This window comes from Spiroplasma sp. AdecLV25b, from assembly GCF_030913225.1.
Taxonomy (GTDB): Bacteria; Bacillota_I; Bacilli_A; order Mycoplasmatales; family VBWQ01; genus Spiroplasma_E.
On sequence record NZ_JAQYTS010000006.1, the window covers coordinates 1 to 23,472 of the forward strand.

Annotated in this window: 21 protein-coding genes and 5 tRNA genes; 19 read left to right on the plus strand and 7 right to left on the minus strand. The window is 27.9% G+C overall.

Translation table 4 applies throughout. From position 1 onward, the window contains the following. Positions 1 to 529 precede the first annotated feature (529 nt). The 7 genes from RDJ14_RS00465 to lon all read left to right on the plus strand — a co-directional run bounded on the left by RDJ14_RS00465 (position 530) and on the right by lon (position 7,015). A complete protein-coding gene (locus tag RDJ14_RS00465) occupies positions 530 to 994 on the plus strand; it encodes a hypothetical protein (protein WP_308149403.1) in 465 nt (154 codons plus the stop codon). Positions 995 to 1,281: 287 nt separating this feature from the next. Beyond that, entirely contained in the window at positions 1,282 to 1,689 is a 408-nt protein-coding gene (locus tag RDJ14_RS00470) for a hypothetical protein (RefSeq protein WP_308149404.1), read from the plus strand. A 69-nt stretch (positions 1,690 to 1,758) separates the two neighbouring features. Further along, complete coding sequence (locus RDJ14_RS00475; protein WP_308149405.1) at positions 1,759 to 1,932, plus strand: hypothetical protein; 174 nt, start codon at positions 1,759 to 1,761, stop codon at positions 1,930 to 1,932. A 193-nt stretch (positions 1,933 to 2,125) separates the two neighbouring features. After that, positions 2,126 to 2,201: transfer RNA gene (locus RDJ14_RS00480), tRNA-Arg, on the plus strand. Positions 2,202 to 2,237: 36 nt separating this feature from the next. Next, positions 2,238 to 2,999, plus strand: coding sequence for a DUF3196 family protein (locus RDJ14_RS00485; protein WP_308149406.1), 762 nt, complete (start codon positions 2,238 to 2,240; stop codon positions 2,997 to 2,999). 13 nt (positions 3,000 to 3,012) lie between these two features. After that, positions 3,013 to 4,308, plus strand: a complete 1,296-nt coding sequence (tig, locus tag RDJ14_RS00490) for a trigger factor (RefSeq protein ID WP_308149407.1) — start codon at positions 3,013 to 3,015, stop codon at positions 4,306 to 4,308. A 319-nt stretch (positions 4,309 to 4,627) separates the two neighbouring features. Next, a complete protein-coding gene (gene lon, locus RDJ14_RS00495) occupies positions 4,628 to 7,015 on the plus strand; it encodes an endopeptidase La (RefSeq protein WP_308149408.1) in 2,388 nt (795 codons plus the stop codon). A 71-nt stretch (positions 7,016 to 7,086) separates the two neighbouring features. Here the strand turns inward: lon and RDJ14_RS00500 are convergent, their stop codons facing one another. Continuing rightward, a complete protein-coding gene (locus RDJ14_RS00500) occupies positions 7,087 to 8,436 on the minus strand; it encodes a hypothetical protein (protein ID WP_308149409.1) in 1,350 nt (449 codons plus the stop codon). 206 nt (positions 8,437 to 8,642) lie between these two features. Between RDJ14_RS00500 and yihA the strand changes: the two genes are divergently transcribed. The 3 genes from yihA to RDJ14_RS00515 all read left to right on the plus strand — a co-directional run bounded on the left by yihA (position 8,643) and on the right by RDJ14_RS00515 (position 12,610). Beyond that, entirely contained in the window at positions 8,643 to 9,233 is a 591-nt protein-coding gene (gene yihA, locus RDJ14_RS00505) for a ribosome biogenesis GTP-binding protein YihA/YsxC (RefSeq protein ID WP_308149410.1), read from the plus strand. Between the two features lie 14 nt (positions 9,234 to 9,247). After that, complete coding sequence (locus tag RDJ14_RS00510; RefSeq protein ID WP_308149411.1) at positions 9,248 to 11,497, plus strand: cation-translocating P-type ATPase; 2,250 nt, start codon at positions 9,248 to 9,250, stop codon at positions 11,495 to 11,497. A gap of 282 nt (positions 11,498 to 11,779) precedes the next feature. Next, positions 11,780 to 12,610, plus strand: coding sequence for a Vmc-like lipoprotein signal peptide domain-containing protein (locus RDJ14_RS00515; protein WP_308149412.1), 831 nt, complete (start codon positions 11,780 to 11,782; stop codon positions 12,608 to 12,610). A gap of 40 nt (positions 12,611 to 12,650) precedes the next feature. Here the strand turns inward: RDJ14_RS00515 and RDJ14_RS00520 are convergent, their stop codons facing one another. From RDJ14_RS00520 to RDJ14_RS00540, 5 genes are all read right to left on the minus strand, one after another. Then, positions 12,651 to 13,481: a Cof-type HAD-IIB family hydrolase gene (locus RDJ14_RS00520; RefSeq protein WP_308149413.1), complete on the minus strand. Its 831-nt coding sequence runs from the start codon at positions 13,479 to 13,481 to the stop codon at positions 12,651 to 12,653. 192 nt (positions 13,482 to 13,673) lie between these two features. Next, a tRNA-Leu gene (locus tag RDJ14_RS00525) sits at positions 13,674 to 13,758 on the minus strand. 21 nt (positions 13,759 to 13,779) lie between these two features. Further along, positions 13,780 to 13,855, minus strand: a tRNA-Lys gene (locus tag RDJ14_RS00530). Positions 13,856 to 13,912: 57 nt separating this feature from the next. After that, positions 13,913 to 13,987, minus strand: a tRNA-Glu gene (locus tag RDJ14_RS00535). A 23-nt stretch (positions 13,988 to 14,010) separates the two neighbouring features. Next, positions 14,011 to 14,085 (minus strand) — tRNA-Asn (locus tag RDJ14_RS00540). A 278-nt stretch (positions 14,086 to 14,363) separates the two neighbouring features. Here RDJ14_RS00540 and RDJ14_RS00545 point away from each other — a divergent pair. The 5 genes from RDJ14_RS00545 (at position 14,364) to RDJ14_RS00565 (ending at position 16,670) form a co-directional block, all read left to right on the plus strand. After that, a complete protein-coding gene (locus tag RDJ14_RS00545) occupies positions 14,364 to 14,939 on the plus strand; it encodes a hypothetical protein (RefSeq protein WP_308149414.1) in 576 nt (191 codons plus the stop codon). 98 nt (positions 14,940 to 15,037) lie between these two features. Next, positions 15,038 to 15,319: a hypothetical protein gene (locus tag RDJ14_RS00550; RefSeq protein WP_308149415.1), complete on the plus strand. Its 282-nt coding sequence runs from the start codon at positions 15,038 to 15,040 to the stop codon at positions 15,317 to 15,319. Beyond that, a complete protein-coding gene (locus RDJ14_RS00555; protein ID WP_308149416.1) occupies positions 15,304 to 15,606 on the plus strand; it encodes a hypothetical protein in 303 nt (100 codons plus the stop codon). The genes RDJ14_RS00550 and RDJ14_RS00555 overlap by 16 nt, the downstream gene beginning before the upstream one ends. Before the next feature lie 16 nt (positions 15,607 to 15,622). Continuing rightward, the gene (locus RDJ14_RS00560; protein ID WP_308149417.1) at positions 15,623 to 16,372 is read left to right on the plus strand and encodes a hypothetical protein; all 750 of its coding nucleotides are present in this window, start codon (positions 15,623 to 15,625) and stop codon (positions 16,370 to 16,372) included. Positions 16,373 to 16,412: 40 nt separating this feature from the next. After that, positions 16,413 to 16,670 (plus strand): hypothetical protein, encoded by a 258-nt coding sequence (locus RDJ14_RS00565; protein ID WP_308149418.1) that lies wholly within the window; start codon positions 16,413 to 16,415, stop codon positions 16,668 to 16,670. Here the strand turns inward: RDJ14_RS00565 and RDJ14_RS00570 are convergent. Further along, on the minus strand, positions 16,627 to 17,577 hold the full coding sequence (locus RDJ14_RS00570) for an ankyrin repeat domain-containing protein (protein WP_308149419.1): 951 nt from the start codon (positions 17,575 to 17,577) through the stop codon (positions 16,627 to 16,629). The two genes, RDJ14_RS00565 and RDJ14_RS00570, sit on opposite strands and share 44 nt — an antisense overlap. 554 nt (positions 17,578 to 18,131) lie before the next feature. On the opposite strand from RDJ14_RS00570, the gene ligA reads away from it, so the two are divergent. From ligA to gatB, 4 genes are read left to right on the plus strand one after another with little or no spacing between them, the layout of a single operon-like run. Beyond that, entirely contained in the window at positions 18,132 to 20,147 is a 2,016-nt protein-coding gene (ligA, locus tag RDJ14_RS00575; protein ID WP_308149420.1) for an NAD-dependent DNA ligase LigA, read from the plus strand. Continuing rightward, on the plus strand, positions 20,140 to 20,451 hold the full coding sequence (locus RDJ14_RS00580) for a hypothetical protein (RefSeq protein ID WP_308149421.1): 312 nt from the start codon (positions 20,140 to 20,142) through the stop codon (positions 20,449 to 20,451). Before ligA ends, RDJ14_RS00580 begins: the two co-directional genes overlap by 8 nt. Further along, positions 20,441 to 21,916 carry an amidase family protein gene (locus RDJ14_RS00585; protein WP_308149422.1) on the plus strand — a complete coding sequence of 492 codons (1,476 nt, stop codon included), beginning with the start codon at positions 20,441 to 20,443 and terminating at the stop codon, positions 21,914 to 21,916. Before RDJ14_RS00580 ends, RDJ14_RS00585 begins: the two co-directional genes overlap by 11 nt. Beyond that, the gene (gatB, locus tag RDJ14_RS00590) at positions 21,909 to 23,348 is read left to right on the plus strand and encodes an Asp-tRNA(Asn)/Glu-tRNA(Gln) amidotransferase subunit GatB (RefSeq protein WP_308149423.1); all 1,440 of its coding nucleotides are present in this window, start codon (positions 21,909 to 21,911) and stop codon (positions 23,346 to 23,348) included. The genes RDJ14_RS00585 and gatB overlap by 8 nt, the downstream gene beginning before the upstream one ends. Positions 23,349 to 23,472: the final 124 nt, after the last annotated feature.

The following is a 23,472-nucleotide window of genomic DNA, read 5'->3' on the forward strand; positions in this document are numbered from 1 at the left end:
ATCTATTGTAAAATTTAATGGAGTCATATATTTCTCATCCTATCTAGTTTTTATTTTCAAACTAATTATATTTGATAAGGAGGAGTATATGGCTCATTTTTTATTACTTTTTTAAATTTACACACAATCTTAGACTTAACCGATAGTTAATTTAAAAATTAATTGTGACAAGGTTTTTTATTGGTTAAATTAATCATTAAGAAAGTGTATAAAAAATAAAAATATTATGTTATACTATTAGTGTTAACTTTCATAGTATGTTTTAAATAACTCATTATCGTTTTTTCGATAAAAGTTATTTTTTTTATATTTTGAAGGTTAATAAATTTTATAAATTATTGTCAATCCAAGATTAGATACAGAAAGGGTTAGAATAATGGCAAAAAAAACTTAAAAAACGTCGTAAAGGAATTAATTATCAAACAATTAAAATTAAAAATGATATAACCAATGATTTAGACATAATTCAAAAAAAATACATTATTTAAGTCAAGAATTTAGAGATGAATTTGCAGAAGAAACTGAAGTAGTGTTTATTAATGATTCTCAAAAACAAAGTTTTTCATTAGTGGAATTTGATTCAGCTACTGCTGATACATTGGATGGGTCAACATGTGTGAAAGAAATTGTTAGCAAAGAAAAAAGCAAAAAATCATTAGGTGTTTATGAAACATTACTTAAAAAAATTGAAGTTTATAATACTAACATTAAAAAAATTTCTGTAAATAATTTAAAATTAAAGATTTGCGAATGAATTGATAAAGAAAATAAATTTAATAAAACTTCAGAAAAAATTAAATTAGACTTAAAAGAAAAATTTGGAATTTCAAATATTGTCTTACTTAAAGGATTATTAACAAAACGACCAAATTTTTTTGAGAGAAATTTACCGTTTTGACTACTTCCTACAAGAAATTCACGTGATAAATCACGTGAATGAACTAAATTAAAAAAAGAATTAAAAAAAATTCAACAAGAAAATTGATCCTGGTAAATATTTAAGTGATAAATATAAGTATAAAATTAATGAATGAAATAAAACAATTGAAAAAAATATTAAGAAAAGAGGCGCATTTTTTAGAGAAAAATTAGCATATACACTTGATGTAAAATAATATTTTAAAGAAAATAGGTTTGAAGTTAATGTGGAAACAATCATTTCAGAAATTTATAGTAATCAAGAATTAGCAACAAGTGAAGTAGCACTTAGTTCAAAAAAAAACAAGCATTGAAGAAGAAAAAAAGAATTTAGACGAAGAAATTAAAAATTTAGAAAAACAATTGGAAAATGAAGTACATGAAATTAAAACTAAAAATAAAGAAAATGTTTCTAAGTTAGAAGAGTTATTAAAAAATGTTAAGAAGCAAGAAGGAAAGTATGATGGCCTTACAGTTCAACAAGATGAAGAGAAATTAGATATTGAACTATTTAAAAAATTCGTTGGACTTAAAGATAAAATAAATACAAAAAAATTGAACTTAGAAAACTTATATAAATCAAACGATATAGTTAATTGAGATGTAGAAGTAGGACCTTCTAAAAAGCAATTCATTAAAGATGAAAAACCTGAAAATCATTATAATATAACTGAAGATAATTTTATTCCTATTTTAAAGAATCATAAATATTTGATTCCAGAAAAACAAGAAGAAAATTTTAAAAAACTTATAGAATTTAAAATTACTTAATCAAATACTGAAAATCTTAATGATGAAAATATTTATCAAGCTTCAAAATCAGCTGTTAAGGTTACTGCATTGGGTGTTACTCTTGCTTATGAATGACCTACCCGAATTTGTGTAGGAAAAAAAGAGAAAGATAAAGTTTTAACTGATAAAAATCCAATATCAGTTGCACCAATCGATTTAAATAAAACATTTACAGATGTTAAAAGTACTGTTAATAGTATTGGGCAGGGACTTGGAGTATAAATTCAAATTTATAATCATATCTAACTTTAGAGTGTGAGTCATAAGTAGTAAAGGTTAATAAATAGTAATTATAAACGAGGTTTGGGAAATTTTTAAGCCTAAACCTTTTATATTTTCCATAAAATTTTAAAAACTAACCCCATTACCAATTGCAATTTCATCACAAACAAGTTAATATTAATAATGGTAATAAGCCCAAGTAGCTCAGTGGATAGAGCATCGCCCTTCTAAGGCGAGGGTCGGAAGTTCGAGTCTTCTCTTGGGCACCATTACAATTAAAAAGTTTATACTAAGAAGGTCTAAAAATGGTAAATCATGATAGTTATTACCAAGACATTATTGGTAAAATTAACCATCACATTAATGCCAATGAATGAGTTCAAGCTATGAAATTGGTCAAAAATGAATTAGAAATGCCTTATATTCCCAGCAACTACGAAGTTACTTTACAAGATTTATATCATGAAATCGCTGCTAATATTAGAGTAAATTCTAAGCCACAAGTTTATGAATGAAATTTAACAGAAATCACAAAAGTATTAATGAATCCATTCGATGAAGAACTTCATCCGGTGGCATTTTATTATTTACAAAGCCATAATGTTAGGTTAATTTTGCCAGCAATCAAAAAATATCTTGCTAGTAAAGACTTTAATAATATTAACAAAACACAACTATTATTTTTATTAAGCAATCAAGGGATTGATGAAACAATAACAGTGGTTAAAACTCATGGTACATTTCAAATTAATCCCAAACAGTTAATGCCATGCCATGAATTACCAATTTATATTAGTGTTATGAAGTTATTTGAGGATGAAGTTCATATTGATAATCCTGGTATCTATGATATTTGTTTATTTTTATTAAATAGTTATGTCGAAAATCTTTTACCAGAATTACCTGATAATAATCAAGTATCAGCTTTAGCTGCAGCATTATATGTTCATGCTTGCAGTTTTCAATCCATTACTGTAACATTAATAACGAGTGCTAATAAGTTTCAGACAACTACCAATCTAGTTAAGAAGTACTTAAATATTATCAAACAACAAAAAATTACATAAGGAGCGTTAAAATATGAAATTAGAAATTAAAAAAGATGAAAAAAATGGTCAAGGAAAATGACATGTCATTCTTGATGATAAAGTTTGAAAAAAACAATTAGACAAAGCAGAAACTAAACTAATTAATCAAGTAGAAATTCTTGGATTTCGTAAAGGGAAAGTACCTACTAAACTAGCTAAAAAACATGTTAAACCAGAAAGCATTATTAAAACGGCCACTCAATCAGCCGTTGGTATCGCTTATGATTTTGCTCTAAGTCAAAAACCAGATTTAATGCCTACCAATAACCAACCTGAAGTTCAAATTATAAAAAATACTGATAAAGAATGTGAAATATTATTTTTCTTTGATTTACCATCTGAAATTGTATTAGGACAATATCGCGACCTTAAAATCGCTAAACCAACTCCAAGTGTCACAGATGAAGAAGTTGATGAACAAATTAAATTATTACAAGATCGTTTTGCCATCTTTGCTCCTAAAGAAGACGGTGACTTAGCACTTGGTGATACGGCTATCTTTGATTTCACTGGATTTTTAGATGGTGAAAAATTTGCTGGTGGGGAAAGTAAAGGTATGGAACTAGAAATTGGTTCTGGAAAATTTATTCCTGGATTTGAAGAACAAATGGTTGGTATGAAAAAAGGTACTAAAAAAACATTTGAAGTTACGTTCCCAGAAGAATATCATGTTGCTACTTTAAAAGGGCAATTAGTGAAATTTGAAGTTGAATTACATGAAATTAAAACTAAGACTATTAATGATAACTTAGAAGAATTAGTAAAAGATGTTAATATTCCTGATGTTACAACTTATGAACAATTATTAGTAAACGTTAAACAACAAATTGAATTACAAAAAACCATGACTATTAAAGAACAATTTATGGAAGAATTAATTGCTAAAATTGTTAAAAATTCAAAAATTTTCATTCCTAATTATGCTGTAAAAATAGAAACTGATCGTTTAGAAGCTGAATTCAAAAAACAATTAGCTAGTCAAAATTTTACTATTGAAAACTACATTGCAGCAACTGGTATTAGTCATGAAGAAATTAGAAAAGAAATTGAAAAAGATGCTATCACACAATTACAAAATTTTTTAATTATTAAAGAGGTAATTGAAAAAGAAAAAATTGAAGTAACAGAAGCAGAATTTGAAAATCATTTATTGGGATTTGCTAACCAATTTAAAGTAACTATCGAAGAAGTTAAAAAGAACATTAAAGATTTATCACTAGTTACTACAACTTTAAAACGTAATAAAGCATTTGATTTATTATGAGACAATAATGGAACAGTTTCCTAGTGTAGAAACTAGCGCGTAGTCCATTAACTAAATATAACCTAACTACTTAAAATAGCAGTTAGGTTATTTTAATAAAAAAAACTAATATTTTTATTTCTTATTAAGAAATAATTATATAAAAATATTGCTACTATAAGTAAATATTGTCATAAATAACATAAATATATTAAAATTATATTAGTACGAATTAAATAAATTAGAGGGAATAACTGTTGAATAAGTATAGTATAAAACAAAAAAAGATTATTTAGCAATTAACTATTGCAAGTGCTAACGTTTTATATTATAATCCAGTTAATACATTATTCGAGGTGAGACAATGAAAGTAAAAAATCTTAACAATATTCCCGTACTAGTAACAAGAGGAAGTTTTGTATTCCCCACAGTTGAAGTGGAATTAGAAGTTGGTAGACATAAATCTGTTGCTGCTATTAATGAATCAAAAACTTATTTTAATTCACAAATTATTTTAGTTTCACAAAAAGATCCAAAAGTTGACAATCCACAATTAAGTGAAGTTTATAACCATGGAACGTTATGTAAAGTAGAAATCAGAAAAACCCATCCTGATGGAACGCTTACTGTTGCCTTTTATGGTCAACAACGGGTTAAAGTAACTAAATTTAATGATGCTAAGTTTTACACTGGTGATGCTGAAACTTTAGTTAGTACCAAAGTATCACAAGAGTTAGAGGAAGAATTAATTCAAAAAATTGTTAATAACTTACAATTTATCTTAGATGTTCATGGCTCAATCCCACAAGGCGTAATTAGTCAAATTACCGATGGTATGAAAGCCAGTGAAATCATTGATAAAATGGCTCAGTTTTTACCATATCTAACAATTAATAAACGTCAAGAAATTTTACAAGAAGAAGATGTTCAAAAGCGTTTAGAATTGTTACTAAAAGATGTTGGTGGTCAAAAACAAGTGGGAGCTATTGAAAAAGATTTAACTGCCAAAATTAAAGACCGTATCGATGAACAACAACGTGAATACTACTTACGTGAAAGACTGCGTGCTATTAAAGAAGAACTAGGTGAAATTGATGGTAAGTCTAATGAAATGAAACGTTACTTAGAACGTTTAGAAACCGAAAACTTTCCAGAAGCTATTAAAACTCGTGTTAAAGAAGAAATTGGTCGTTATGAAGATATGCCCCAAGCTTCTAGTGAGTCAAATATCATTCGTACTTACATCGACTGAATGATGAACTTACCATGATTTGAAAAAAACGAAGAAAAATTTGATTTAATCAATGCTAAAAAAATTCTTGATAAGTACCATTATGGATTAGAAAAAGTTAAAGAGCGTATTATTGAATACCTAGCCGTTAAAAAAATGGCGAAATCAATGCCAGGACAAATTATTTGTTTAGTAGGTCCTCCAGGGGTTGGTAAAACATCTTTAGCGAAATCAATTGCCGAAGCCATGGGTCGTACTTTTGTTAAGGTATCACTTGGTGGTGTTAAAGATGAATCTGAAATTCGTGGTCACCGTAAGACTTATATTGGAGCTATGCCAGGGAGAATTATCCAAGGTATGAAACGCGCTAAGGTAGTTAACCCACTATTCTTACTAGATGAAATTGATAAAATGTCTTCTGATTACCGTGGTGACCCTGCTAGTGCGATGTTAGAAGTTTTAGACCCAGAACAAAATGCTAACTTCTCTGACCATTATATTGAAGAAAATTATGACTTATCACAAGTTGTATTCTTAGCAACTGCTAACTATATGGAAGGAATTCCCGAACCATTAAAAGACCGTATGGAAATTATTGAACTATCTTCATATACAGAGTTAGAAAAATTAGAAATTGCTAAAAAATATTTAATTCCTCGTGTGATTGAAATTACTGGATTAACTAATAAATTATTAAAGTTTAAACCTAATTCTATTGAAGAAATGATTAAATACTATACAAGAGAATCTGGTGTTCGTCAACTAGAAAGACTTTTAAACAAAGTTGCTCGTAAATTCATCGTTAAACTTTTAAATAAACAAATCACTACTGATGAAGTTGTTGCTGACACTGTTAAAGATTATTTAGGAAAACAAATCTTTGATTATACAAAAAAAGAAAACGAATCGCAAGTTGGGGTTGTTACTGGATTAGCTTATACGCAATATGGTGGTGATATCTTACCGATTGAAGTTAACCACTTTAAAGGAAAAGGTAACTTAGTTTTAACTGGAAAACTAGGGGAAGTAATGAAAGAATCAGCTTCGATTGCTCTTGACTATATTAAAGCTAATACTATTACCTTTAATATCCCTGATACTTTCTTTGTTACTCGAGACATTCATATTCACGTGCCTGAAGGTGCAGTTCCAAAAGATGGTCCAAGTGCTGGTATTACTTTAACAACAGCTATTATTTCTGCTATTACAAGCAAGCCAGTTTCAAAAGATATTGGCATGACAGGTGAAATTACGCTTCGTGGTCATGTGTTACCAATTGGTGGATTAAAAGAAAAATCAATTTCTGCAAATCGTAGTGGGTTAAAAACGATTTTAATTCCGAAAGCCAATGTAAAGGACTTAGAAGATATTCCTGAAGAAGTAAAACGAAAACTTAATATTGTTGCTGTTGAATTTTATCTTGATGTTTTTGATTTTATTTTTAATAAACATAAAACTAAAATTAATCCTTCAACTATTACTTCAGTTAATTCTTTGCCTTCAGTATCTGAAGAGGGTTAGGATGAAACTTAAAGAGAGTGAACTGTACAGTTCACTCTCTTTTTAGTATTTAAGAATTATAAAGTTAATTGCTAGGCTGCTACTAATTGTTTTTGTTTTTTAGTGCCTTTAGAACTTGATGGCTTTGGTAACTCATCGGTACAAACTTTTAATTTTTCCAATTGGTCTTCTGAAGATATTTTAATTTTATTTTCTTTTTGTTTTGATTTGCTGCTTATGTTTACTGCTTCACTATTATTAATAGTATTTTTAGTGATTTTAGTTCAAATTTCTGTCTGATCTTTATTTATTGGTACTGCTTCACTGTTAGTAATATCTACTAATAATGTTGTTTGACTATTGTTTTTATTATCTTCAACTACTATCTCAGTAGGAAGCGTTAAGTGTGTATTATTTTTCACTTCTTCAGGTTTAGAATTTAACTCAGGAGTTTGAGTTCAAATTTCTGTATGATCTTTATTTATTGGTACTACTTCACTATGGTTTTTATGAGAATGAAGTTCAGAAGTGACCAATTTTGTTGATTTAATAGTTGGTTGTGAATACTGATTATTTTTCATCTCTTCAAGACTAGGATATATCTTAGGAGTTAATGCTTCAATTAGTCAATTTTGTAAGCGTTGATTTTGAGCTGGACTTAATGCTTCAATTTTAATTTCCATTTTTTTAACAGTAGTTAAGTATGTAATTTGTTTGGGTTCTAATCATGAAATTTGTTCTGTAGTAATAGTGTTAAAAAAACCTTCATCATACAAAAATCCTAATTGAATATTAGACAGTGATGATAATACTTTTTTAGTTAAACTTTCTTCATTCAACTTATTATTTTTAAACAAAGATTTTCGAATTGATTCTGGTTCTATTGCTTGAATTTGTTCTGGAGAAAGTAAACGTAATATAACAGGTCTAAACCAAATTCTAATAGTTACATCTTCAATTTGAGATGGTTCTAAGTATGAAACTTGTGTTGGAGAAAAATATTGTAAATAATCATTAAGTTTTTCTCTAGAAAGTACTTTAATTTCTTCTTTGGTTAACATGCAAATTTTTCAAATTTGTTTTTGTTCTTCAGTTAACTTTGGAAAAATTTCTTTAAAATTATTCTTTAATCATTCAATATCAGCCTTACTAGACAATGTTATAGCAAATGACTTTGGTTCTATTGCTTTAATTTGATCTGAAGAAAGTAAAAGTAAAAATTTAGGTGGAAACACACCTACTTTATTATTAGCATTAGGTTCAGTTAGATCTTTGATTTGAGATAGTTTTATTGTTTGAAGTTGTTTTGGAGAAAAATATCCTAATTTTAAATTATTAAGTAGTTCTTCTCTAGAAAGTAATTTAATTTGTTCTTCGGTTAAACTGCAATTTAATTGTTGTTTGATGCTATTTAAATCATTATTTCCTTGTTGACTAGGCATATTTGTTTTTTTCCTTTCTTTATTAACAACAAAAAACCATTTACTTTGAAATAAAGCAATGGATTAGAAACTTATATTAAGTTCATGCTAAGTGTAGCAATTATAAAAATAAAATGCAACATTTAGTAGTTATTTTTTTAATTTTGTTGAGATATTAAACCTTTCCTTTCCAAATCCATATATAATAATATATGAGGTGCTACGAAATGGAACGAATTAAACAAGCAGTATTTTTAACAAGTGCTGTCAAACAAGAACAATGACCACAAGATGAAACTCCTGAGTTTTGTTTTGTGGGAAGAAGCAATGTTGGGAAATCAACATTCTTAAATACAATATGTAATAATGGTAAGTTAGCTAGAGTTTCACAAACGCCTGGTAAAACTCAAATGTTAAACTTTTTTACAATTAATAATAATGAATGTCGGTTTGTTGACGTTCCAGGATATGGATTTGCTAAAGTATCAAATGACAAAAAAATTCATTTCGCTACGATGATGGAAGAATACTTCCAATCACGAAAATCATTAAGAGCAGTGTTTTTATTATTAGATTTTCGTCATGCTCCCAGCAAAGATGATATCGATATGATAGAATATTTACAACACCATCATTTAAAAATTTATTTAATTGGAACTAAACTAGATAAAGTTAAAAATAGTCAATTAGTTAAAAATAAAAAACTATTATTAACAACATTAAATCTACTTCCTACTACTCCTATTATTTTATTTTCTAGTATTACTAAAAAAGGAATTGAAGAAGTAGTTAATGTCCTATCACAAAATATTTCATAAAAAGGAGAATAAGAATGGTTAATAATCCTAACAGTGTTGTTACTAGTAAAGTAGCATTACCTGATATTGCCTGTACATCTTGTGCTAGTGTGATTGAAAATTATTTTAATAAGTTGCAAGATATTACTGTTAATGTTAATTTTGCTATCAAAAAAGCATTATTTACTTATAACCCTAAAGTCTGAAATGAAACTAAAATTCAAAAAGCAATGCATAGTTTAGGTTATGAAGTTTTTAATTTTGATACTGATAATCAAAGCTTAGATACAAGTCATGAGCATAACAGTGAACAACATCAAACACATATGGAAGAATTGCACACGCAAGGTCATTTTCACAATATTAAATTACGTGATTTAATTGAAGTTGTGATTGGATGAATATTACTTATCCCATTGCTACTAATTGCCATTCCTAGTACGCCATTTTTCGATATGTTTAGAAATCCCTATGTCCAATTAGGATTAACTATTCCCATTCAATTTTATTTTGGTCGCAAATTTTACTTTGGAATTTATCGTGAATTAGTGAAACAAAAGTTTCCAGGTATGCATACGTTAGTAGCATTAGGTACTACTACTGCTTTTATTTTTAGTATTTATTTAATGGCAATTAATGACACTGTGCATTTATTTTTTGAAGTTAGTGCTTCGATAGTAATGATTGTGTTACTTGGTGATTTAATTAGTGCTATTGTCCAAAAGAAAGCAACTAATGGTTTAGAAAGTTTAATGTCATTAAAACCCAAATCAATTTTAAAATGTGATTTAGTTACGAAAAAAGAAGAATTTATTAATTTAGAAGATGTTCAATTAAATGATATTTTGATAGTACGTAAAGGTGAAAATATTCCAACTGATGGTATTTTAATTAGTAAAAGTGCTTTAATTAATGAATCAATGCTTTCTGGTGAAAGTAAAAATATTACCAAAACCCAAAATCAAAATGTGATTGGTGGTACTGTCAATATTGGTGAAAGTATTCAAATTAAAGCTACCAAGATTGGTAAAGATACCGTGCTTGCTACTATTATTAAAGCGGTTGAAGATGTTCAATCCCAAAAACCACAATTACAAAAAATTGCTGATAAAATTGCTGGTTGATTTACACCAACCGTTATTATCATTGCCTTATTAGTCTTTATTATTCGGTTTTGAGCAATTAATGAAAGTTTACAACAGTCACTAACCGTTGCTATTTCTACTTTAATTATTGCCTGTCCATGTGCATTAGGGATTGCCACCCCCTTAGCAGTTGCCGTTGGAATTAATAAAGCTGCCAAAATGGGAATTATTTATAATAAGGCGAGTGCCTTTGAAAAAATAACTAAAATTGATACGATTTGTTTTGATAAAACTGGAACCTTAACTACTGGTAATTTAATGATTACTGACATTTATGGTCAAACTAAACATATTAATAAAGCAATTGCTTTAGAGAAATATTCAAGTCATCCCTTAGCACTAGCTTTTAATTTATATGCCAAAAATAATAAGATTACTGATTTACCAATTATTGATCATATTAAAGAAGAAATTGGTTATGGGTTAAAGGGAAAATGTGATAATGAAAATTTACAAATTTCTTCGCTTGCTAATTTACAAAATGCTAAAATGCCACTAAGTCCTTTTTTAATAAGCCAAAAATTAGATGTTAATGACCAACAACAAATTGTTTTGGCATTAGCAATCAATAAAGTTATTACTAATATTTTTGTTTTAAGTGACCAATTACAAGCAAATGCCATTACCACGATTGCTAAAATTCGTAAACAAGGAATCAAGATAGTAATAATCAGTGGTGACAATGAACAACAAACGGTAAATATTGCCAAAAGAATTAATGTCGAAAACTATTATGCTAATATCAAGCCAGTTGGTAAAGCCCAATTAGTAGCTGATTTGCAAGCCCAAGGTCAAAAAGTAGCTTTTGTTGGTGATGGAATTAATGACGTTGTAGCCTTACAACAGGCAGATTTAGCCATTGCCATGGGTACTGGTAGTGACATTGCTAAAAGAATTGGCGATATTACTATTACCAATAATGACATTAGTGTTGTTTATAAAGCTATTGTTTTAACTAAAAAAACTAAAAATAATATTTGAATGAATTTCATTTGAGCATTTAGCTATAATTTGGTTATCATTCCTTTAGCGACATTAGGGTTTGTTATTCCACCGTTAGCTGCTGCTGCCATGGCTTTTTCTGATATTACTGTTGTTGGTAATTCCTTAATTTTTAAATGACGAAAATATAAATATTAACTTAGTTCAAAACTAGGTAACTATTCTCTGTATATTGATTTACTAGTTGCTCCTGAGTAAAAAGTTATGATACTTTCTATGTTGATAAAATTAATATTTTAGACAATGATGTTGAACATAGTGATAGTAGTATGAAAACTTTCCTAGAGTTTAAAAGATAACTAGTAAGACATTATCATAAGGCAATGACAATTCATACTTTTAGATTTAAAATTTACCACTATCCTATTTACATTTCATTACTTTAACGTATAATTATAAGCATGAAATTCTAATTAGCATATGATAAATTTTATTAGATTTTTATTAGATAAAGAAAAAAGGGAGAAAGAAATAAAAAAAATATTAGCCTTATTAGGTATGCTAACGTTTGGCGCTACCGCAGCAACATCAGTTGTAGCATGTAATGCAAATCAAAATGATAAAGCATTTGCTTTTGATAAAGAAAAAGCAGTTTTAGAAGATGGAAGTCTACACTACTATCAAAAAACTATAACACCACCAGCAAGCATTGTTAATGCTAAACATGCAATTGTTTGAAGATTACTACAACATGATAAGTCATTTGCTCATGTTACAATTAATGATTTTCAAATTTCAACAACTAGTGTTGATGGCAAAACAAAATATATTACTAATGATAAACTTGAAAAAGATGTTAAAATAGAGGATGCTTTTAAAGATAAGGTAACTGTTACTATTACACCAAACAATGTTAACTCTACAGCAGTAACATTTACTAATTTACTTTTATTTCATCAAGTTGAAAATAAAGATTTAAGTGCTATTAAAAAGTGAAACAGTACTGAAGACCATGCAGCTCATATCTTTGTTGATCCAACCACTGTTAAAACTCAAGACATTTTTAAAGAAGTTATTTGAAATGCTGTATTAGGTGAACCATTAGATTATGCTAATAATCAAGACTATTTTGATGTTAAAATTGATGATGCTAATTTAGCAACAGTACAAGGTTTACAAACAACTGGTGAAGCAAAATCAATTGCATTTACTATTGATGTTAAAGAACCATTTACCTCACTACAAACTGGATATACTTATCAACAAGAAACAGTTACCTTTGATCCATTTTATCTTGCATATAAAAAATAACTAACATCCATTTATAAATATTAAAAAAAGTTAGATTAGTCTAACTTTTTTTGATTCCTTTTAAAACATAATTATTAATAATATGACCAACCCCATGGTCATCATTACTAGGAGCAATAATTTTGCCAAATGGTTTTAAAGCAATATTAGCATTTTCCATGACTATCGGATGCCCAGATATTTCAAACATTGGTAAATCATTAAATCCATCACCAATCGTTAGTGCATCCTTGGTATCAATTTCTAACAAGTTACATAATCATTGGACAGCAGACCCTTTACTAATGTCTTTGACACCAATTGAAAAAACATTAGTGTGATATTGAACAATAGTTAAATGAGGAAATTCACTTTTAAAAGCACTAATAAACTTAGCAAAATTTTCTGATGATAAATATTTTTCTAAAATTACCATGATTTTTGAAATGGGCATGGTAATATCTTTAAAATCTTTTAATTGGACAATTTTAATTTGTAAATTTTCTACTCATTTTCCTCAACTATTAGCTGCGTGGTTAACATATAACGTATCAATACTATTAAAATGTAAAATCATTTTATCATTATAGTTAGTTAAAAATTTGTATAATTTAGTAGTATCTGTTTGCGTTAATTGTTGTAAATAAATTCATTCTTGTTTTTCAAATGATCAAATTTCAGCACCATCATTACCAATAATATAACCATTATATTTTTCAGCATTAATCATTTCCCCAACTCTAATGGCATTCTCGCCATATCTGCCAGTATTAATAACAACTTTAATATTGTTTTTCTGAGCCTTTAAACACGCATTAAGATTAACTTCGCTTAAAGCACTGGTACTATCAAATAGGGTACCATCTACATCAGTGAAAATTATTTTTACCATAATTGAATTCCTGCTTTCTGGTTTTATTTTGTTTATATTATAAAGGTAAAAGCCTAAAAATACTACTATATTATTAAAACCTATTAGTATCAAGCTTTAAAAGTTAGATAATTAAAAGCATGATTTATTTTGGATATAAAAAAACAACCCTTAGATAATTAGGTTGTAATGACACAGAAATCATTTAATTTATGGTGCGGAACAAGGGACTCGAACCCTCACACCTCTCGGAGCCAGAGCCTAAATCTGGTGCGTCTGCCAATTCCGCCAATTCCGCATGTGTATAGTATAATGTATATGGTGTCCCGTATAGGCCTCGAACCTACAACCCTCAGATTAAGAGTCTGATGCTCTGCCAATTGAGCTAACGAGACGTTTAAGGAATAAAAAACAAGTAGTTTATTGATTACTTGCTACCTAGATATTAACAATGGTGACTCGTACGGGGATCGAACCCGTAATGTAGGAATGAAAATCCTATGTGTTTACCAATTCACCAACGAGCCAGTAATAATAGTTTACAGAATAATGGCGCCCAGTATAGGATTCGAACCTATGACCCTTCGATTAACAGTCGAATGCTCTACCGCTGAGCTAACCGGGCTTTTAGTAAACCTTAATTATTATATGGGAGAAAAGTATAATTTGCAATAAGTAAAAAGGTTTTTTTTATTTTTTTTAAAAATATTTTTAAAAATAGAAGTTTTTATCCCACATAAATTGAATTTATTATGATTTTTTGTGTTTTAAGTTAAAATAAATAATTATACAAAAATTTTATCTACTCTATAAATTTTCTCAAAATTAAAGAAATTTCTTGTTTTAATGTATAATTAAGGTGCTAGTGGAAGTATTACTAAATTTTAAATTAGGAGCATGTTTATGAAACAAAAAAAACTAAAAGGTGCAGATTATTTATTATTACTATTATACTTAGACAATAAAAAACCAATTAAAAGTTTAACACGCCTAGTAAAAATGATGTTTTTATTTAATAAAGAAGTAGTTCATAATATTAAAGATAATGTAAAATTAAATTTACTACCTGAATTTATTGTGTATAATTTTGGCCCTTTTTCACGTGATGTATATGAACAAGTAGAATTATTTAGAAGTTTAAAGTTTATTGAAGTTGCTTCTAATTCTCGAGTTGAAGAAATGGGAGCATTTGATAATTTTGAATTAGCTGCTTCTTGTGATGATGATAAAGAATTTGAAGTAGATCCATTATATATAATGTATGAATATCGGATTGCGCAAAATGGAATAAATTATGTTGAGCAAAAAATATTACCTTTAGAAAGTAATGTTATAGATTTATTAACAAGGTTTAAACAAAAAATTACTACTTTAACAATTAAACAAATATTATATTATGTTTATAATAAATATCCAAATTATATAAATAAATCATTAATTAAAGATGAGGTTTTAGGGTATGGGAAAGATAATTCATAACTATTTAGGATAATAATAGAATTTAAATTATCAAATTAAAAAAACTATTGAATAAGTCAATATGATATTGGATTAACTTTTTAAAAGGAATGAAATAAATGAATGAAAATGTTTTAAAAATATTAAGATATAATACAGGCAATGATAAAAAAGTATTTTTGGAATTTAAAGATTTTTTTGATATCACTATCATCAACGCAAACATTGTTGTGCATAGTTCTAGTGCAATTGCTAACTTACTTTCAATTCATAAAAAAGAATATATTATTGATCCACAAACACACATTTTTCAATATGATTCTGCCCAAATTATTTCAAAAAAACAGGTAAAATTAAAGCGTCAATTAATAAGTTTTTACTTGAAATGCCTAAAAACTTAAGTAAGATTTTAATTGCGAGAACTATCAATGCTGATAAAATACAAAATAATTTAAATGAATTAGTTGAATGTGTATATAATTTCCAAAATAATTTTATTGCAAAACATTTAGCAAAAAAAGAATATAATGAATATTTGGAGTTTATGAATATTGACATATCTCCGCGTTATATAATAGCACCATATTTTATGATTAAAGATAATGAAGATTTTAAAACAAAAATAAAATGACTTGCAATTAATAATAACAGTAAAATAGGTTCATATTATTTTTTTTGAATTAGTTAATATTAAAAATTCTTTATTGTTTATTTATTATTTTGATTTTGCTACTGAAAATTTTAAAGATTATATAGAAAAATATGAAAGTTTCATTAAATTTATAATCAATAATAAAAATAATATTTCAATTATTATTACAAACTGAGATATTTTATTAGAAAAATATCTTCATATGTATGGTATTAACTTAGATTATGGTTTTAATAGACCTTATTACTTGCATGATAGGAAGAAAATTAGAGAAAATTTATCTTTTATTAAAATTCACGGGTCAACAAATTGATTTTCTTGCATATCATGTAATTTAGTAATGAATTTAGATTTTGAAAAAAATGAAAATTTTATTTATAACAATTCTGTGGTTGAAAAATGTAGTTCATGCAAGATGAGTGCTGGATTGAAAGAAATACAGTTACATCTTGAAATAATAACACCAACGATGATGAAAAGATTTAATTCACAACTATTTGTCAATATTTGAAAGTCTGCTTATGATGAATTAATAGTAGCAGATAAGATAATTTTTATCGGTTATTCATTACCAATGGCTGACTTTGATTTTAGATATTTGTTAAAAAAAGGAGCAAGAACTAATGTTAAAATTGATGTTATATTATGAAAAAAAGATGATCCAAAACAATATAACAATAATAAGTCAATTATTGCCCTCCTTCCTGAGATGAGATATAAAAGCCTTTTTATTGGAAAAGATGTTAAATTTTATTATGATGGCTTTACTTCCTATTTTGATGATTTAAAAAAAATATGTTAAACTAATATGGTCTTAGTAAAATATGAAAAGGAAAAAAATTATGGAAAAAGATATTGAAAAAGAAATACAAGAGTTACATAATAAAATTGAAGAATTAGAAAAATCTAAACAAGATAATGGAAAATTTCTTTCTGATAAAGCAGTTGAAACAATAACTAAGAGTGCTGGTAAAGGCTATAAATGAAATCTTATTATAACGGGAATATTCTTTGTTATTTTTTTGATAATCGTTATTATTGTTGCAGTTACAATAGCTACGCACTTACCATCATCACATTTGCCTGATATAAAGCAATAATTTGAAAGTTAATTAATAACGATAAAAGCAGATTAAAGTAATATACTAAACATGTAAAATATAAAGTTTTTTTAGTTTCTGCTTTAACAATAGTGTCAACAGTATCCTCACCTAAGAATGCATTTTGGTTATGTGACTGAAAATTAGAAGTACTATAAGGTTCAACAAGACTATGCGTATAAGAAGAATTAGGACTAACAGATTGAGTTGGATAATTATAATTACCTTTTTCATTAAATCCAAATCCAATTTGAATACAATTATCTTCAGTAGTATTAAGTAAAATTTTAGGACATTCAATTGCTCTAGACAAAAAGGCCTCTTTAAACAATTCTGCTATTTCTTGTTTATCTGTTCTATCAGATAAGAAAATTAATTCGTGTGGCATTTTTCCTTCACTATTTTTTAATTCTAAGAGAATGCCTTTTTCTTTTAAAAGTAATTCTATTATTGGTATACTAGAAATCTTTACTGCACAATGTAAAGGAGTGTTTTCAACATTATTTTGAGCATTTATATTACCTTTTTTAGTGTCTAAAACTAATTTTAATATTTTAACATTAGATCTAACTACACATTCGTGTATTGGACTATCTCCTTCGTTGTCTTTAGAATTAATTTGTTCACGTGTTAAAATAGAAAGTAAATGTTTTGCAATTTCTTCATAGTTTTTAACTAAAACTTTAGTTATATTTGTTTTAGTATCTATAATATTAGTATTGTAATTGAGAACATTATTTAATAAGTAATTAAAATCAAAAAATTTACCTATTCAAAATTTTGTTGCTTCAGGTACTCCATTTGTATCTAAACTAGCACCATTAATTGCAAGTTGTAAAGGAGTTCCTTGACAATCTAGAGCATTTATTAATAAAGAATCTTTAAATTTTATGGTTAGTTTTTTCACAGCTTCCAAATTACCTAAAATTGTTGCTATATGTAAAAGATTTCTTTTTTGAGAATCAGTAATGCTTAATGAATCGCTATCAAGTTTATCAATTAAAAAAATCTATGATATCATTATCGAAACGGTTATTGTTTACAAATTGCTTTGCATTATATTTAAGAGCAAAGACTAAAAGATGTTCTTCCACTCTGCAATAAACAATGAACCATTACCACTAGTATTTAAATACTAATTTAACATCTTTAATATTGTTAATTTCTGTTTGTGATAATTCTTCTATTTTTTTAATCGTTTCATTTTCATATAAATTTGTATTACTATCCAAAGGCATATTTTTTACCATCTCTCTTTATTTAAAATATTAATTTAACAAAAATAAAAACCCAATACAGAAAAATATATATATTAGGAATGAACTTTTATTAAATTATATTTTAATAATAACAACATATTGTTTAAATTAATTACTAAATTATTTAATACTAACAAATAGTCATTTCTAACTATTTACTTTATAATTAAACTAGACAAAAGAGACCAGGAGTGACTAAAATATGACTAATAATACCAAAGATATCAAACAAGAAATCCTAACACTAAAAACACTAATCAAACAATGAAACTATGAATACCATGTTTTAGATACCCCTACTGTCACTGATGACATTTATGATAGTACTTATAAACGATTAGTAAACCTAGAAACCCAATACCCCCAATTTTTAACTACTGACTCACCAACCCAAACCGTTGGTGGTAAAACTAATTCAACATTACCTAAAATTATTCATCAAACACCGATGCTTAGTTTAGCCAATGCTTTTAATTACCAAGACTTAATAAAATTTGACCAAAAAATTAAAAAAACTTTATCACAAAACAAAATCCAATACGTTTGTGAATTAAAAATTGATGGCCTTTCCATTGCTGTTACATATATTAATGGTAAACTTAAAACCGGTGCGACTCGTGGTGACGGCACATCTGGTGAAGACATTACTAATAACATCCTAACAATCCATAATATTCCCCATACTCTTCCTACTAACATTAATTTAGAAGTTCGCGGCGAAGTTTATTTAAGTAAAGAAGAATTTAAACGAATTAATACTAGTCAACAACAACAAAACCAACCAGTATTTGCTAATCCACGCAATGCTGCTGCTGGCACTATTCGTCAGTTAGATACTACTATTGTTAATTCTCGTAATCTGAATGCCTTTCTTTATTACTATGTTAATGCTGCTAATGATAATATTAAAACTCACCACCAAGCATTACAAACTTTACAAACATATGGTTTTAACGTCAATGACCAGTATCAACTATGTAGCAATATTGATGAAGTGTGAACATATGTCCAAAAATTTGAACAATTAAGAATTAATTTGCCCTATGAAATTGACGGAATTGTCATTAAACTTAATGATTTGAGTAGTTATGATTTATTAGGACGTACTAATAAAGCACCTAAGTGAGCAATTGCTTACAAATTTCCTGCTGTAACTAGTGTCACGAAATTATTAGATATTTTTCCAACTGTCGGTAGAACTGGTAAAATTACTTACAATGCTAAACTAGAACCAGTTCTGATTGCTGGAACAATTGTTACCTTTGCTACTTTACATAATAGCGATTACATTACCACTCGTGACTTACGCATTAATGACTTAGTAACCGTTAAAAAAGCTGGTGATATCATTCCCGAAGTCATTGCTGCTCTTATTGAACAACGAACAACGAAAAGTATTGCTTTTACCAAAGCTACTAATTGTCCTGATTGCCATAGTGTTTTAGAACAAGTACCACCCGAAGTTGACCAATTTTGCATTAATAGTGACTGTAAAGAACGGATTTTAAAATCATTAATCCATTTTTGTAGTCGTGATGCTATGGATATTATGGGTTTGAATGAAAAAATTTTACAACGTTTTTTAGAACTAAAATGAATTAAAACTATTAGTGATATTTATAAATTAGTTAATTTAAGACAAGAAATTTTATCATTAGCACGTTTCGGTGAAAAATCATTTACTAATCTAGCAACTAATATTCTTAATTCCAAACAAAATTCCTTAGAACGCTTGTTATTTAGTTTAGGGATTCGTCATGTTGGTCAAAAAACTGCAGTTGTTTTAGCAAAAAAATATTTAACTTTAGAAAATATTATGCAAGCATCTTATGCTGACTTAGCAAGTACCAATGACATTGGGACAATCATTGCTACTAGTTTAATTGATTATTTTGCAAATCCGATCAACATTCAATTAATTAATAATTTACAAGCTTTAAATCTCAACTTTTACTACTTAGGAAAACAACATTCGCAACTGCTTGCTGGTAAAACTTTTGTTTTAACTGGTACCTTATCAAAAAGTCGCAATGAATTTGTTACTTTACTAGATAATTATGGTGCTAAAATTACTAATACTATTAGTAATAACACTAGTTATTTAATTGTTGGTGAAAATCCTGGTAATAAATTAACACAAGCACAGAAACTTAATGTTAAAATTATTAATGAAGAACAATTACAAATCATATTGAAAGAGGTGTCAAAAAATGGTTAAAGCAACAGACCTAACCACTGAGATGATCCATAACCTTGCCCAAGAACTAATGTTTGAAATTAGTGATGAACAATGTGCCAATTTATTATTAGAATTTAAAGCCATTAAAGAACAAATGAAAATAGTCACAGAAATAGATACGGGTAATATTGAACCTTTAGACTATCCACTATCAATTGTTAATTCATATTTACGTCCTGATATTGTTGGAATTCCACTTGCTAGTAAAGCAGTATTAGCAATTGCTCCCCAAGTAAGTAATGATTATATTGCTATTAATCAGGTGATTAACTATGAAAATTAATTACCACCAATTGTCAATCCGCCAACTACATGAAATGTTAATGAGTGAAATTATAACACCAATACAACTTGTAACGTCAGTTTATAAACGTTTAGAAGAATGAAAGCATTTAAATGGTGTTGTTACTTCTTTAGCACCAAAAGCCATTAAACATGCTAAATTAATAAGCCAAACACCCATGGATAATAGCAATTTACTAATGGGAATCCCATTTGTTATGAAAGATAATATTGCTACCATTGATAGTTTAACCACTGGTTCTTCAAAAATCCTTGCTAATTTCACCCCCAATTATGATAGTACTGTTAATAAATATTTAACTAAAGCCAGTGCCATTAATATTGCCAAAACTGCGTTAGATGAATTAGGAATGGGTGGTGATGGCCTATATGCAGCGACAGGACACGTTCTTAACCCTTGAAATCCGAAACACATTACGGGTGGTAGTTCTAGTGGTTCAGCAGCGCTTGTTGCTGCTGGTATCGTTCCCTTTGCATTAGGAACTGATACTGGTGATTCGATACGCAAACCTGCTGCTTATTGTGGTATTATTGGTTTTAAACCAACTTATGGGTTAATTTCTCGCAATGGTGTTTTTCCCTATGCTCCTAGTTTAGATACCGTTGGTGTCTTTACCAATCATGTTGAAGATGTAGCCATTGTTTTAGATAATCTTGTCCACCATGATAGTGAAGACTTTACTAGTGTTCATAGTACGCAAAAAGATTACGTTAAAAACTTAAATACAAACATGCAAGATAAAAATATTGCGATTTTAAATTATGATAGTTATCAATGAACGCCTGACATAAAACAAGCATTTGATGATGCAGTTAACAGTTTAGTTACCGATGGTGCTAAAATTCATAAAATTAATTTTGATGAACAATTACTACAAGCACTATTGCCAGTTTACATGATTATTTCCTTTGCTGAAGCAACAAGTTGTCATGCTAATTTAACAGGAATTAACTTTGGAGAACGAATAGCAGGAAACGATTATTCACAAGTAATGACAAATTCACGTACTGCTGGTTTTGGTGATATGGTTAAAAGACGTTATATTATTGGTGCTTATGCATTGTCGGCAAATTATCAAGAAGAATTGTTTAACAAAGCCAAAAAAGTAAGAAGATTGGTCGTTGAAGCATTAACCCAAATCTTTAAAAAATATGATGCCTTTATCGTTATGCCGACAGTTACTAGTGCACCAACAATTAAAGACGTCCTAGAACAAAAAAAAGTTATTAGTAGCAAACACGACTACTTAGAGGACTTATTATTGTTATCTAATCTAAATGGTGGTCCAAGTATTACCATTCCACTAACCACTGTTAATAATTTACCAATTGGTATTAATATTAATGCAACTCCCTTTAATGACCAAACAGTACTTGATATTGCGCAATTTTTAAGTAACTATATTAATTTTAATAATAAAATGTTAGGTGATGAAAATGAATAATTATGATGTTGTGATGGGTATTGAAATCCATTGTGAATTAAAAACTAAAACTAAATGTTTTTCTAGTGCACCTAATACTTTTGGTGAAAAACCAAATAGTCAAACTAGTGCGATTGATTGTGGATTTCCTGGCACGTTACCTGCTATTAATCAAGCAGTCATTGTTAGTGCTATTCAAACTTGTAGTGGCTTAAACATGAATATTGATACACTTGTTCGTTTTGATCGTAAAAGTTATTTTTATCCTGATTTACCTAAAGGTTATCAAATTACACAATTTTATCATCCCATTGGTCGCAATGGTTATTTAAAAATTTTAGTTGATGAGCAACCATTTACGGTTGAATTTGAACGTTTGCACATTGAAGAAGATACTGCTAAACAAATTCATCACCATGGCGAAACTTTGTTAGATTATAATCGTGCTGGCATTCCCTTATTGGAAATTGTTACGAAACCGGTTTTTACTACTAGCAATCAAGTCGTAGCTTACATTAATGCTTTACGTCAATTACTAATTCATCTTAAAGTTAGTGATGCGAAAATGAATGAAGGTTCACTACGTTGCGATATAAATATTTCCTTAAAAGCAGCAGGTAGTGAAGTTCTGGGGACGAAAGTAGAAATTAAAAATTTAAATTCAACTAATAATATTACTTTAGCAATTAACGATGAAATTATTCGTCAAAGTCAAATTTTAGATAACAAACAAAAAGTATTGCTAGAAACGAGAAGATTTGATGAAAAAAATGGTAAAACGATTTTAATGCGTAGTAAAGAAAATAATATTGATTATAAATACTTTCCTGAACCTAATATTTTTCCCATTCAATTAGACGAAAAATGAGTGAAAACAATTATTAAGAATTTACCTGAACTACCAAAAGCTTTAGAAGAACGTTTAGAAAAACAATATAAGTTAAATAAAGCTGATATTAATATCCTACTTGATAAAATAGAAATCTTAAATATATTTGAAGAAACTGTTAAAATAAATAATTTACCAATCCCAACTGTTAAATGCTTATTAGGCTTAGTGCAAGCCTATTTTAATAGTAATAACATTAATATTGAAAATACTAAATTAACTCCTGGCAATTTAGCAGAATTAGTTGTGTTGATTAATGATCAAAAAATTAATGATAAACAAAGTAAAGAGTTGTTAACTATTATTATGACTAATAATGAAAAATCTCCTAATGTCTTAATTAAAACATTAGGTATGAGTCTAATTAGTGATGGACAAGTTTTAACTGACATTTTATTGCCACTACTAACAGAATATGAAAGTACTACGATTTTGTATGAAGATAAACCAGAACGAGTTATGAAATTTTTTATGGGACAATTAATGAAAATTACTAAAGGTAGTGCAAATCCGCAAATTGCACAAGAAATCTTAAAAAAATTACTTGATAACTATAAACCATAAAAGCAATGTGTTGATAGAAGCAGTATTAAGAGATGAAGGAAAGAACTAAAACTTTTAGGAAAATTAATCTAGGGAAAAGTATTTAGAAAGATTGACAAGGAGAAAAATACCAGGCGATATTTAC